12 protein-coding genes, 3 tRNA genes and 1 rRNA gene are annotated in these 12,353 nt (G+C 43.2%); 4 read left to right on the top strand and 12 right to left on the bottom strand.

What is annotated here, in order from left to right; translation table 11 throughout:
• Positions 1–134: 134 nt before the first annotated feature.
• Complete coding sequence (locus LIR34_RS03830) at positions 135–308, top strand: DUF362 domain-containing protein (RefSeq protein ID WP_022214912.1); 174 nt, start codon at positions 135–137, stop codon at positions 306–308.
• A gap of 38 nt (positions 309–346) precedes the next feature.
• Here LIR34_RS03830 and LIR34_RS03825 read toward each other — a convergent pair whose 3' ends face one another.
• From LIR34_RS03825 to rpsF, 7 genes are all read right to left on the bottom strand, one after another.
• The gene (locus tag LIR34_RS03825) at positions 347–880 is read right to left on the bottom strand and encodes a helix-turn-helix domain-containing protein (RefSeq protein WP_173902026.1); all 534 of its coding nucleotides are present in this window, start codon (positions 878–880) and stop codon (positions 347–349) included.
• A gap of 166 nt (positions 881–1,046) precedes the next feature.
• Positions 1,047–2,375 (bottom strand): replicative DNA helicase, encoded by a 1,329-nt coding sequence (gene dnaB, locus LIR34_RS03820; RefSeq protein WP_161284122.1) that lies wholly within the window; start codon positions 2,373–2,375, stop codon positions 1,047–1,049.
• 17 nt (positions 2,376–2,392) lie between these two features.
• Positions 2,393–2,839: a 50S ribosomal protein L9 gene (rplI, locus tag LIR34_RS03815; RefSeq protein ID WP_161284121.1), complete on the bottom strand. Its 447-nt coding sequence runs from the start codon at positions 2,837–2,839 to the stop codon at positions 2,393–2,395.
• Positions 2,836–4,890 carry a DHH family phosphoesterase gene (locus tag LIR34_RS03810; RefSeq protein WP_173902025.1) on the bottom strand — a complete coding sequence of 685 codons (2,055 nt, stop codon included), beginning with the start codon at positions 4,888–4,890 and terminating at the stop codon, positions 2,836–2,838. Before LIR34_RS03810 ends, rplI begins: the two co-directional genes overlap by 4 nt.
• Before the next feature lie 223 nt (positions 4,891–5,113).
• Entirely contained in the window at positions 5,114–5,377 is a 264-nt protein-coding gene (rpsR, locus tag LIR34_RS03805; RefSeq protein ID WP_015541065.1) for a 30S ribosomal protein S18, read from the bottom strand.
• Positions 5,378–5,408: 31 nt separating this feature from the next.
• Positions 5,409–5,867, bottom strand: a complete 459-nt coding sequence (locus LIR34_RS03800) for a single-stranded DNA-binding protein (protein WP_173902024.1) — start codon at positions 5,865–5,867, stop codon at positions 5,409–5,411.
• Between the two features lie 73 nt (positions 5,868–5,940).
• The gene (gene rpsF / locus LIR34_RS03795) at positions 5,941–6,228 is read right to left on the bottom strand and encodes a 30S ribosomal protein S6 (protein ID WP_005427220.1); all 288 of its coding nucleotides are present in this window, start codon (positions 6,226–6,228) and stop codon (positions 5,941–5,943) included.
• 277 nt (positions 6,229–6,505) lie between these two features.
• Here rpsF and LIR34_RS03790 point away from each other — a divergent pair, with 277 nt between their 5' ends.
• The 3 genes from LIR34_RS03790 to LIR34_RS03780 all read left to right on the top strand — a co-directional run bounded on the left by LIR34_RS03790 (position 6,506) and on the right by LIR34_RS03780 (position 10,395).
• On the top strand, positions 6,506–7,795 hold the full coding sequence (locus LIR34_RS03790; RefSeq protein ID WP_173902023.1) for an L-cysteine desulfidase family protein: 1,290 nt from the start codon (positions 6,506–6,508) through the stop codon (positions 7,793–7,795).
• A gap of 30 nt (positions 7,796–7,825) precedes the next feature.
• Complete coding sequence (locus LIR34_RS03785) at positions 7,826–9,049, top strand: dicarboxylate/amino acid:cation symporter (protein ID WP_173902022.1); 1,224 nt, start codon at positions 7,826–7,828, stop codon at positions 9,047–9,049.
• 83 nt (positions 9,050–9,132) lie between these two features.
• A complete protein-coding gene (locus LIR34_RS03780; RefSeq protein ID WP_173902021.1) occupies positions 9,133–10,395 on the top strand; it encodes a dihydroorotase in 1,263 nt (420 codons plus the stop codon).
• Positions 10,396–10,512: 117 nt separating this feature from the next.
• Here the strand turns inward: LIR34_RS03780 and LIR34_RS03775 are convergent, their stop codons facing one another.
• From LIR34_RS03775 to LIR34_RS03755, 5 genes are all read right to left on the bottom strand, one after another.
• Positions 10,513–11,523 carry a sulfate ABC transporter substrate-binding protein gene (locus LIR34_RS03775; protein ID WP_173902020.1) on the bottom strand — a complete coding sequence of 337 codons (1,011 nt, stop codon included), beginning with the start codon at positions 11,521–11,523 and terminating at the stop codon, positions 10,513–10,515.
• A gap of 375 nt (positions 11,524–11,898) precedes the next feature.
• Positions 11,899–11,969 (bottom strand) — tRNA-Cys (locus LIR34_RS03770).
• A gap of 26 nt (positions 11,970–11,995) precedes the next feature.
• Positions 11,996–12,067, bottom strand: a tRNA-Glu gene (locus LIR34_RS03765).
• Between the two features lie 37 nt (positions 12,068–12,104).
• Positions 12,105–12,177: transfer RNA gene (locus tag LIR34_RS03760), tRNA-Asn, on the bottom strand.
• Positions 12,178–12,249: 72 nt separating this feature from the next.
• Positions 12,250–12,353 (bottom strand): 23S ribosomal RNA (locus tag LIR34_RS03755); the annotation flags it as partial.

Raw genomic sequence — 12,353 nt, 5'->3', positions numbered from 1 at the left:
CTGCTATTGAAAAATTGTGCACAATTTATAAAAATTTGTTTATAAATTAATACTTGTATTCTTCTCTGATATATATTAGAATAGCTGTATGGATACCTGAAAAGGTACAAAAGATATAAAGGAGGATATCAATTATGGCATACGTAATTTCTGACGATTGTGTAAGCTGCGGAACATGTGCAGCAGAGTGCCCAGCAGAGGCTATTTCTGAAGGTGCAGAGCATTTCGAAATCGATGCTGATGCATGTCTTGACTGCGGAACATGTGCAGATGCATGTCCTACAGAAGCTATTCACCCAGCTGAATAATTTCATTTAAGACAAATCGAAAAGAAACTGTAGCAATGCTACAGTTTCTTTTTTGGTTTCTTTTCAACTGCTGCCGCAGCTTCTTTTCTTGCCATCTGCTGTCTTCGAATTGCAAAATCCAGTGAACGACACCTTTCTTCGTCTTCACTCTCATTCTGTACCTTAAGCTCCTGTGCGATCAGCCGTTCCAGTATTGTCTGAAACTCTAGGATCTTTTCGTCATTTGTGCTGTCCTTTTCTTCAGCACTATCTTCTATCATGACCTCATCGCTCTCATATGGTATATCAAAGTTCACATTATCTTCTTCCAAGGACTTTATCCGACTTTCCGTATATTCCTGTCCTGTTCCCGCCAGTTTTGGAATCAGTTCACGAATTGCGTGAAGTCTTAGTCCCCGCTTCTTAAGTTCTTTTATATTCATAAAAAGTTGAATATCATATCTGGTGTAATAACGATGACCAAGCTCATTTCTGTGGATCTGCAGTTCCAGCTCTTCCTCCCAGTATCGAAGAACATATGACTTTATCCCAGTCATCTCTACTGTCTGTTGAACAGTATATCTTGTCTCCATGTCACACCTCCTATGAAATTCGTTATCTATAATTATAATCGTATTTCCCTTTTAATTCAACGAAAACAGTTTGACATAATCTATCGTGAAACAGCAAAAAAGCAGACATCAGAATGAAAATCGAACATTTTCATCTTAATGTCTGCAAATCTGCAATAAACCGATATTATTTTTTCATATTAACAAACTGTGTATAACGTGGCAGCCATACCAGTTCAATGGTTCCAATCGGGCCATTTCTCTGCTTGGCGATAATGACCTCTGCAATATCTTTCTTTTCTGTGTCTTTATGATAGTAATCATCCCTGTACAGAAACATTACCACATCGGCATCCTGTTCAATAGCTCCGGACTCTCGAAGATCCGAAAGCATCGGCCTGTGATCCGGACGCTGCTCAACTGCCCGGCTCAGCTGCGACAGTGCAATGACCGGTACATTCAGTTCTCTGGCCAAAGCTTTCAATGAACGGGAGATATCTGAAATCTCCTGCTGCCTGGAATCACTCTTACCGCTTCCGCTCATCAGCTGCAGATAGTCGATCATAATAATCCCGAGATTGTGTTCCAGCTTATATTTCCTGCATTTGGATCGCATCTCCGCAATACTGATACCTGGTGTGTCATCAATGATCAGGTTGGAACGTCCAATGATATCCGCCCCCTCTACCAGCTTGGTCCAGTCCTCGTCTTTAAGATTACCGGTACGCATATTCTGGGAATCCACATGAGATTCCATCGCGAGAAGACGATTGACAAGCTGCTCCTTTGACATTTCGAGGCTGAATATTGCAACCGTGACATCTTTGCGAAAAGCCATATACTGTGCAATATTTAATACAAACGCCGTCTTTCCCATGGACGGACGGGCTGCGATCAATACCAGATCCGACGGATGCATACCGGAGGTCTTGTAATCCAGATCTATAAAACCTGTAGGAATTCCGGTAACACTTCCCTTAAGCTTGGAGGCTTTCTCAATGTTGTTGATCGCATTCAGGACAACCTGCTGAATCGGAACATAATCACCACCCACAGTCCTCTGCAGAATGTTGAATAATTTCTTTTCTGCCTCCTCCATGATCGTCTCTGTGCTGTCCTTTTCAAGGTAGCAGGCATTCTCTACTTCCTCGGTCGCCCGGATCAGTTTACGGAGCTGTGCTTTATCGCTTACAATATTAGCATAGTATTTGACATTTGCAGAAGTCGGAACTGCTTCAAGCAGTTCCCTGACATACTCCATACTGCTGATGTCCGGAGGAACATCTTTTTCTTTCAGACGGTTCTGGAGTGTGATCGTATCAACCGGTTTCCCTTCATTACAAAGTTCCACCATCGCATCAAAGATAATTCCATACTGATTCTGATAAAAATCATCACTTGTAAGAATCTCTGACGCTATCAGAATCGCATCACGATCAAGAAGCATGGATCCGATCACCGACTGCTCTGCCTCAATGCTATGAGGCAGTATACGCTTTATCAGTGCTTCTTCCATTTAATTTCCCCCGGTGCTTAAGCCTCTTTGATCCATACTTTCAGACTTCCGGTTACCTTTGGATGAAGTTTGACCGGAACCTGTGTAACACCTAAATTTCTGATCGGGCTTGGAAGCTGAAGCTTTTTCTTATCGATTTCCAGACCAAGCTGTGCCTTGGCAGCCTCGGAAATTTCCTTTGTGGATACGGAACCAAAGGTTCTTCCGCCCTCTCCGACTTTAAGAGTGAGGATAATTTCTTTCGTTTCAAGATCCTTGGCAAATGCCTGGGCTGCTTCCAGATTCTCCTGTGCGACCTTTTCAGCGTTTGCTTTCTGAAGCTTCAGATCATTCAGATTCTTTGGTGTTGCTTCCAGACCAAGTTTCTTCGGAATGATCATGTTTCTTGCATATCCGTCACTGACATTTACGATTTGACCCTTTTTTCCAAGAGCTTTGACATCTTCTAATAAAATTACTTTCATTGCTTAACCTCTTCTTCCTGATATAACTCATCAATAATTTCTTTTAACATATCTTCTACTTCATCAATCGGTCGTTTCACCTGGGCTCCGGCAATGTTGATATGACCGCCTCCGCCAAGTTTTTCCATCATGACCTGTACATTAACCTCATCGATTGCTCTGGCACTGACATAAACCTCTTTGTTATAAGTGGTCAGTACAAAGGACGCCTTTACTCCTGCGATATTCAAAAGTTCATTTGCGGCCTGTGCTCCGACAACTGTAGGACTTTCCAGCCCCTTACTCGGACATTTGGCAATTGCAAAACATCCTCTGTAGATTTCAGCTGTACGTACGGCTTCTGCTCTGGCCTTGTAGGAATCGATATTATCACGAAGCATCTTGCGTACTCTGGTCATATCTGCCCCTGATCGTCTCAGGAATGCTGCTGCTTCAAAGGTACGCACTCCGGCTCTTGTAATAAAGTTATTCGTATCGATCATGATTCCTGCGTAAATACAGTCTGCCTCGATATTTCTGAGCCGCAGATCATCTGAGAAGTACTGAAGGATCTCTGCTACCATCTCACATGTAGAGGAAGCATACGGTTCTACATAAGACAACACCGCATTCTGGATCACTTCGTTTCCTCTGCGATGATGATCCAGAACTACTATTGTCTTTGTCATATACAGAAGCTCCTCGCACTCTGTATAGCTTGGCTTGTTTGTATCCACGACAACAACTACCGTGTTGTCATCCACAAGATCCATTGCCTGATTTCTGTCAATAAACATAGATGGCTCATAATCCGGATTATTCATATACCCTGCCATTAAAGGCCGGATAGACGTAGATGGATCATTGACCACGATATGAACCGGTTTGCCAAGCGTCTTGCCTGCCCGATAAATACCGATTGCCGCTCCAAGTGCATCAACATCCGTAATCTTGTGTCCCATGACCACAACACGTTCCTTGGTACTCATAAATTCCTTGAGTGCCTGTGCTTTGACACGGGCCTTAACACGGGTAGTCTTCTCCATCTGCTGTGCCTTACCGCCATAATAAGTGATATTATCACCATTCTTGATCACTACCTGATCACCACCGCGTCCAAGTGCCATCTCGATCGCGATTCTGGAATATTCATAATCCTGCAGATAGGTAGCAGCATTAAGACCCACACCGATACTTAAGGTCACATTCATCTCATTACCGATATTTACGGTTTTGACTTCTTCGAGGATATGAAATTTCTGTTCCTTCAGAGCCTCAAGAGAACTCTGTCTCATGATAAGGAAATATTTATCCTTTTCCAGCTTACGGACCAATCCGTCATAATTGGAAAAATATTTCGTGATTTTTCTGTCGATCAGTGCGATCAGAAGAGAACGCCGCACATCCTCTACACTCTCCAGTGCTTCTTCATAGTTGTCCAGGTACGCCAGTGCAACTACCAGTTTATTATCCTCATTTGCCTGGATGTAATTCCTGAGTTCCGTTTCATCATAAAGATACATTGCAATCAGGCTGCTGTCGTCTGATATCTCCATCAGAAGCTTCGAAGGTGCAACCGATTCTCCCAGAAGAACCTTCTGCATGGACACGCGGTAGATTCGTTCTCCAAACTGCGTACTGATCTCTGTGATTTCCTTTTCGGATCCGACCGGAAGCTTATCTGCCGTAATATCCGGAAAGATCGTACTGACGTTTTTGCGGTAAAACTGATCCCTTCCGGTAATCTCTGCAAATACTTTGTTTGACCAGATCATTCTACCCTGCATATCCATCACTGCATATGGAAGAGCAAGCTCCTCCAGAACCCTTTTTTCCAGAAATTCATACTGACTGGCAAAGGCAATAAGATCATTGAACATCAGTGGCCGATGATAAAAAAGCAGGCCAATTGCTGTACCCAGGTACAGAACAATTCCCATGGTGACGACCACTCCGGCTTTTATGTTGATCACATAAACCAGAAAGTTCAATGCTATCAGCAGAACAGATAAATACAGCGGCCAACGGGCAAGATGCTTCAGATGACCTTTTAATTTTAATTTTCCACTCATAACATTCTTTACCATTCTTTTATAATTTGCGTTTAAGATGCTATCTGCTATTATAGCAGATTTTCAGGCATATTACCATATGAATGTCAATAATCATATTTTATGAAAATAATCAGGTGAACATATTCTTTTCTAATAAAGCCAAAAAAGCTGCCATTCCTCCGCGGTCCGCACACAAATGCTTATCCGACAGATTCATGACAGCCTGATGTTCAACTAATAATTAGTCCTGAACGTATGGCATCAGGGAAAGATGACGTGCTCTCTTAACAGCAACAGTCAGAGCTCTCTGATGTTTTGCACAGTTTCCTGTGATTCTTCTCGGAAGGATTTTACCTCTCTCAGAAACGTATTTTCTGAGTTTTGCTACATCCTTGTAATCGATCTCATTGTTTTCTTTACCGCAGAATACACAAACTTTTTTTCTTCTGCGTCCGCCTCTTCTTTTCATAGGAGAGTCCGGTCTTTCGCCTCTATTGTAAGCCATGATGGTTTCCTCCTTATATTTTCCTTCAGTTCTAGTTAAATGGAAGTTCTTCGTCGATTCCGTCAGGGATATTCATAAATCCGTCAGCAGATGCTGAAACCGGATTCGGCATTGATGGTACAGACGGTGCACTCTGCTGTGGATGTGATGCAGCATAGCTGTCACTGGAAGCTTTGCTCTCGGCAAATTCCTGTTCCTCAACAACAACTTCTGTTGTGTAAACCTTCTGACCTTCTCTGTTTGTGTAGCTTCCGGTCTGAATACGACCGCTTACTACGATTCTGATTCCCTGATGGAAGTACTTCTCTGCAAATTCCGCACCACGTCCGAATACCACACAGCTGATAAAATCAGCGGTTGCTTCTCCGTCACGACGGAATCTTCTGTCTACTGCCAATGTGTATCTTGCAATTGCCAGTGCGTTTTCTCCTGCGGAATATCTTACCTCAGGATCCCTTGTTAAGCGTCCCATTAAAATTACTTTGTTCATTATAATACCTCTTTCTTCTTAGTGAGTGAACGGGCTTCTTAATGGTGCTTTCTAAAATCCATCTGTAAAAAGATTATGCGTCTTTACGAACGACTAAGTATCTTAATACGTTGTCCATGATGCGTACATGTCTTTCTACTTCTGCCGGACACTGTGCGTCTGCTTCAAACTGAATGAAATAGTAGAAGCCTTCATGCATTTTCTGAATTTCGTAAGCTAATTTCTTCTTACCCCATTCTTCTACTTCTGTGACGTTTCCGTTGTAACGAGCGATATAAGATTTTGCTTTCTCTACTACTGCATCGCGAACTTCGTCTTCAACTTTAGCGCTCACAACTAATGCTAATTCGTACTTGTTCATGCTTTCTTACCTCCTTATGGTCTTTAAGGCCCTCTGCCTGTTTACAGAGAGCAAGGATATGAAAATATATCACACAGCTAAATATTTTAGCATATGTTTTTTTTATTGTAAAGTGTTTTTTGTCGATTTTACAAATTTTATTTTTTGTTGATTTTATAAATTTATTTGCAGCTGTCACTTATTGTTGTAATTATGCATGAATTGTTGTATTTTTTTGTGAAATAGCTTATACTATCTGCACAAACGCATTTGCGTAACTAATGGAAAGGAGAATATTATGGACTCTGCATTATATGCAAACTATCTGAACATCCTGAAACATGAACTGGTTCCGGCTCTTGGATGTACAGAACCAATCGCCATTGCCTATGCAGCGGCGAAGGCCCGACAGGTTCTCGGAGAATTTCCGGAACAGGTTGAAATGCATCTGAGCGGCAACATCATCAAGAATGTCAAGGGTGTCACCGTTCCCAACTCCGGAGGTCTTAAGGGAATTGATGTTGCAGCCGTTCTTGGCATTGTCGGTGGAAATGCTGACCGTGCCCTTGAGGTACTCAGCGAAGTCTCTCCCGAGGATATTTCCAGAACACGTGAACTCATTTCTCAGAAAATCTGTTCCTGTTCTCTGGTTGAAAATGTTGATAATCTTTTTATCACAGCCATCGTTACCAGCGGCGAACACTCCGCTTCTGTTACGATTGAACATCAGCACACAAACATCACAAAGATCACAAAAGACGGAGAAATAATTCTGGATAACCCCTACCGTTCCACCGAGGCTGCTGCCATCGACAAATCTCTTCTCACGGTAAAAGATATCCTTGATTTTGCAGATCAGGTCAGAATGGAGGATATACAGCCTGTGATCGATCGCCAGATCAAACTGAACTCAGCGATCGCACAGGAAGGACTTGACAACAATTATGGCGCACAGATCGGCAAAACTCTGATGCACGTCTGGGGTAAAAGTGTTACCACGAGAGCCTGTGCCCGGGCGGCTGCCGGAAGCGACGCACGTATGGGCGGCTGCTCCATGCCGGTTGTGATCAACTCCGGAAGCGGAAACCAGGGAATGACCGTTTCCCTTCCTGTCATTGTTTTTGCAGATGAATGGGAAGTTTCCCATGAAAAGCTTTGTCGTTCTCTCGTTGTCAGCAATCTGATCGCCATCCACCAGAAATATTATATAGGAAGCCTTTCCGCTTACTGCGGTGCAGTCAGTGCTGCCTGCGGCGCTGGTGCAGGAATTACCTATATGTATGGCGGTACCTATCAGCAGGTTTCTCTGACGATCATCAATACGCTTGGAAATATAGGTGGAATCGTCTGCGATGGAGCCAAGCCATCCTGTGCAGCCAAAATCGCGACTTCTGTCGATGCAGCTCTGATGGCATTCCAGCTCAGTATCCAAAACAAAAGTTTTCTGCCGGGTGAAGGCATCATCAAGGATGATATCGAAGAGACCATCAAAAGTATGGGATATATCGGCCGCGTGGGAATGCGTGCCACTGATACGGAAATTCTCAATGTCATGATCGATCAGGCAAATATCGATCAGGACTGTTGAAATTTATAACTTTACAGGGGGATTCATTCAATGAAAAAAAACAGTTTCTTTTCCAGCCTTCCTTTTAAACTTCTGGTAGGCGTTATACTTGGCATTATTGCCGGACTCATACTGAATGCTACAGATTCTTCTTCTGTCACCATGGGAATCCTGAATATCGTTGTTACTCTGAAATACGTCCTCGGACAACTTATCAACTTCTGCGTGCCGTTGATCATCATCGGTTTTATTGCACCTTCCATCACAAAACTCGGAAACAGTGCTTCCCGTATGCTTGGGGTTGCTCTGGTAATTGCTTATGCCTCTTCCATAGGTGCTGCTCTGTTTTCTGTTGCAGCCGGTTATACGCTTATTCCACATCTCTCCATTGTCACAGATGTAGATGGTCTGAAAGAGCTTCCAGAGGTCGTATTTGAACTTTCTATTCCGCAGATCATGTCCGTTATGAGTGCACTTGTATTCTCCATTATGGTCGGTCTTGCAGCTACCTGGAACAAAGCAAAACTGATCACCGGACTCCTTGATGAATTTCAGAAGATCGTCCTTTCCATCGTATCAAAGATCATCATTCCAATTCTTCCATTTTTTATCGGACTGACTTTCTGTGGACTGGCTTATGAAGGTTCCATTACCAAACAGCTTCCTATATTCCTCAAAGTCATCGTGATCGTGCTGATCGGCCACTTTATCTGGATGACCTTATTGTATGTGCTTGCCGGGGCCTACTCTCACGAAAATCCGTGGGAAGTTGTACGACACTATGGACCGGCATATCTTACCGCAGTCGGAACCATGTCCTCCGCTGCCACTCTTGCCGTCGCACTCCAGAGTGCAGACAAGGCAAAACCACTTCGCAAAGATATGGTTCAGTTTGGAATTCCGCTCTTTGCCAATATCCATCTCTGCGGTTCTGTTCTGACAGAAGTTTTCTTCTGCATGACAATTTCCAAGATTCTGTACGGATCCATTCCGACTCCGGGAACCATGGTTCTGTTCTGTCTTCTTCTTGGAATCTTTGCACTTGGAGCTCCTGGTGTCCCAGGAGGTACTGTTATGGCCTCCCTCGGTATCATTACTGGTGTTCTTGGTTTCAATGAAACTGGAACTGCTCTTATGCTCACTATCTTTGCACTTCAGGACAGCTTCGGCACAGCCTGCAATGTAACAGGCGACGGTGCCCTTACTCTGATCCTTACCGGATATGCAAAAAAACACAATATCAAAGAACAGCATATTGAAAGTGTTGATCTTTAAAGGTAATATATTACTAACAGTTGAACGCACTGAATCTCAGGTGCGTTCAATTTGAATAATATTCCTGTCAGGAGGGTAAATTTATGCTTCTAAAAAACGGTTATCTTATCGACCCGGCCAGCAACACAGATGAGCTTATGGACATTCGTGTTGAAAACGGAACGATTGTTGAACTTGGAAAGGATCTTTCAGCCAAAGATGAGGAAGAAATCCTTGATCTTTCCGGTCTGACTGTTGCACCGGGACTTATTGACACACATATACATTTCCGTGATCCTGGTCTTACTTATAAGGAAGACCTCCATACCGGTTCTCTCGCTGCAGCAAAGGGAGGTTTTACTTCTGTTATCTGTATGGCAAATACCAAGCCTGCCGTTGACTCCGTAGATACACTCAAGGACATCCTTACACGTGCTCAGGATGAAAATATTCATATTTATCAGACAGCGTCTGTCTCCTATGGCTTAAGTGGTGAAAAAATGACCGATTTCGATGCCCTTGTAAAAGCCGGTGCCTGCGGATTCACCGATGACGGAATTCCTCTTCTTGACGCCACTTTCTGCTACAAGGCCATGCAAAAAGCAGCTGAACTTCATATGCCGATCAGTCTTCACGAAGAAGATAAGGCATTCATCACAAATAACGGGATCAATGCCGGCGAGATCTCAACACAGCTTGGTGTTGCCGGTTCTCCTGCAATTGCAGAAGAAGTGATGGTTGCCCGTGACTGCATGCTTGCACTTCGAAGTGGTGCCGCTGTCGTGATCCAGCATATCAGCTCCGGAAACTCGGTAGAGCTGGTCCGCACAGCCAGAAAACTCGGTGCTGATATTCACGCAGAAGCCACTCCACATCACTTTACACTGACTGAGGAAGCGCTCCTTGAGCATGGCACACTTGCCAAAATGAACCCTCCTCTCCGTACAGAAAAAGATCGTCAGGAAATTATTCAGGGACTCAAAGATGGAACGATCGATCTGATTGCCACCGACCATGCCCCGCACAGTGCTGAAGAAAAAGCCAAACCTCTCACAGAGGCACCAAGTGGCATCACAGGACTTGAGACTTCCCTCGGACTTGGAATTACTTCTCTTGTAAAAGAAGGATATCTCACATTGATGGAGCTTCTTAAAAAAATGACCTGCAATCCTGCAAAGCTCTACAAACTTCCGGGTGGCAGTATTCAGGTTCATGCACCTGCAGATTTTGTGATTTTCAATCCTGATGAAACGTGGACCGTCACTGATTTTGCATCCAAATCATCCAACAGTCCGTTTAAAGGTGCTGAACTTTATGGAAAAATCCATTACACGATCTGTAACGGAAAAATTGTATATCAGGGATAATTTTATATCTTTGACCTTATATCTCTCATAATATACGAACTTCCCCTGGTGCAGCGATCCTGCTGTCTGCCGGGGGAAGTTTTGTCTCGATCACTTCAATCTGTATTACAATTTACATTACTCTTCATAAATCTGATCAAACACACCGCCATCTGCAAAGTGAGTTTCCTGTGCCTTATCCCAGCCACCAAAGTCATCGATCGTCACAAGATTTACATCCAGATCAAAAACATCTGCATATTCTTTCAGGATATCCTCATTTGACGGACGGTAATAATTATCTCCTGCAATTCTCTGTGCTTCATCAGAATACAGATAATTCAGATATTCCGTCGCTACATCTCTGGTTCCTTTTTTGTCTACTACAGAATCAACAACTGCCACGGACGGCTGTGCCAGGATACTGATACTCGGTGTCACAATCTCATAATCATCCGGGTAATCCTGTACAGAAAGATAGGCTTCATTTTCCCAGGCGATCAGAACATCCCCCTGTCCGTTTTCTACAAAAGAAGTGGTTGCGCCTCTTGCTCCGGAATCCAGTACAAGAACATTTGCATAAAGTTTCTTGATAAAGTCTTTTATTTTATCTTCATCCCCATTAAACTGCTTGTCTGCATAAGCCCAGGCGGCAAGATAATTCCATCTTGCACCTCCGGAAGTCTTAGGATTAGGGGTAATGACTCCAACATCTTCTTTGATCAGATCATCCCAGTCCTTAATTCCTTTTGGGTTTCCTTTTCTTACAAGAAATACAATTGTAGATGTATACGGTGAACTGTCATTTGGAAATTCATCAATCCATCCGTCTTCAATCAGGCCTGCATCCTCTACGGCATTTACATCATACTCCAGAGCCAGTGTTACAACATCTGCTTCCAGACCATTTGCGACCTCCAGTGCCTGCTTGCCAGAACCTCCATGAGACTGCGTCACTTCCACCTCCTGACCTGTTTTTTCTTTCCAGTGTTCCGCAAACACCTTGTTATACTGCTCATATAATTCTCTCGTTGGATCATAAGATACATTTGTGATCTCTACCTTATCTGCTGCCCATACTACAGATGTACTTGCAATGTTTACTCCAAGAACTGCTGCGATTCCTAATGCTAGAAGTCTTTTTCTCATAATATTCTTCCTCTCTTCTCTTTCTTTTTTGAATTTTTTCTGTTTCTCCTGCTGTGACATTATAAAACCATATTTTATAAAAGAAAGAAATCCTAAGATTGGAAAACGATGTCTTTGGCACACAAAAAACTGCAAAATCCCGTTATCTTCAAACTGAAATTTTGCAGTTTCCTTGTTTCTTCTCTTTATTTACCCTTATTTTGCGAAAACGTTATCCATGTTGATTTTACTTGGTTTTTGATCAGCAAATATTATGGAAAAGTAATGCAATTATCTGCTCACATCCTCACAGACTGTTTTTGCATATAAAAAATTTTCTCTGAACTACATGAACAACATAAAAAAACCAGAGTATCAAACTCGGGTTTTTAGTAGAGGTGCCACCCGGATTTGAACCGGGGATAGAGGTGTTGCAGACCTTTGCCTTACCACTTGGCTATGGCACCATATTTAATTATTCCTTAAAGGAAAGTGACTCCAAGGGGATTTGAACCCCTGTTACCGCCGTGAAAGGGCGGTGTCTTAACCGCTTGACCATGGAGCCAATTCTATTGCTATCGGCTCTAGGTCCGAAAAGCTAACTCCCCCTGTTGGACTCGAACCAACGACACTGCGGTTAACAGCCGCATGCTCTACCGACTGAGCTAAGGAGGATTATCAGAAGATATATCGTATCTTCAAAACCACATACATGTTGACTAAGCAATTATATCATAACCAAGCTTGTTGGTCAAGCCCTCACCCTATTAGTAGCAGTCAGCTCCATATGTTACCATACTTCCACCCCTGCCCTATCAACCTCGTCGTCTTCAAGGGGGTTTACTCCTTTC

The organism is Blautia sp. MSK17_66 (genome assembly GCF_020538025.1).
GTDB lineage: Bacteria > Bacillota > Clostridia > Lachnospirales > Lachnospiraceae > Blautia_A.
Note: the sequence above shows the minus strand (reverse complement) of the source record. Positions and strands in the feature narration are given on the sequence as shown.

Bases quoted from the DNA above. Each gene is read 5' to 3' on its own strand.
- LIR34_RS03830 (WP_022214912.1), top strand. From the start codon at position 135: ATGGCATACGTAATTTCTGACGATTGTGTAAGCTGCGGAACATGTGCA.
- LIR34_RS03825 (WP_173902026.1), bottom strand. From the start codon at position 880: ATGGAGACAAGATATACTGTTCAACAGACAGTAGAGATGACTGGGATA.
- dnaB (WP_161284122.1), bottom strand. From the start codon at position 2,375: ATGGAAGAAGCACTGATAAAGCGTATACTGCCTCATAGCATTGAGGCA.
- rplI (WP_161284121.1), bottom strand. From the start codon at position 2,839: ATGAAAGTAATTTTATTAGAAGATGTCAAAGCTCTTGGAAAAAAGGGT.
- LIR34_RS03810 (WP_173902025.1), bottom strand. From the start codon at position 4,890: ATGAGTGGAAAATTAAAATTAAAAGGTCATCTGAAGCATCTTGCCCGT.
- rpsR (WP_015541065.1), bottom strand. From the start codon at position 5,377: ATGGCTTACAATAGAGGCGAAAGACCGGACTCTCCTATGAAAAGAAGA.
- LIR34_RS03800 (WP_173902024.1), bottom strand. From the start codon at position 5,867: ATGAACAAAGTAATTTTAATGGGACGCTTAACAAGGGATCCTGAGGTA.
- rpsF (WP_005427220.1), bottom strand. From the start codon at position 6,228: ATGAACAAGTACGAATTAGCATTAGTTGTGAGCGCTAAAGTTGAAGAC.
- LIR34_RS03790 (WP_173902023.1), top strand. From the start codon at position 6,506: ATGGACTCTGCATTATATGCAAACTATCTGAACATCCTGAAACATGAA.
- LIR34_RS03785 (WP_173902022.1), top strand. From the start codon at position 7,826: ATGAAAAAAAACAGTTTCTTTTCCAGCCTTCCTTTTAAACTTCTGGTA.
- LIR34_RS03780 (WP_173902021.1), top strand. From the start codon at position 9,133: ATGCTTCTAAAAAACGGTTATCTTATCGACCCGGCCAGCAACACAGAT.
- LIR34_RS03775 (WP_173902020.1), bottom strand. From the start codon at position 11,523: ATGAGAAAAAGACTTCTAGCATTAGGAATCGCAGCAGTTCTTGGAGTA.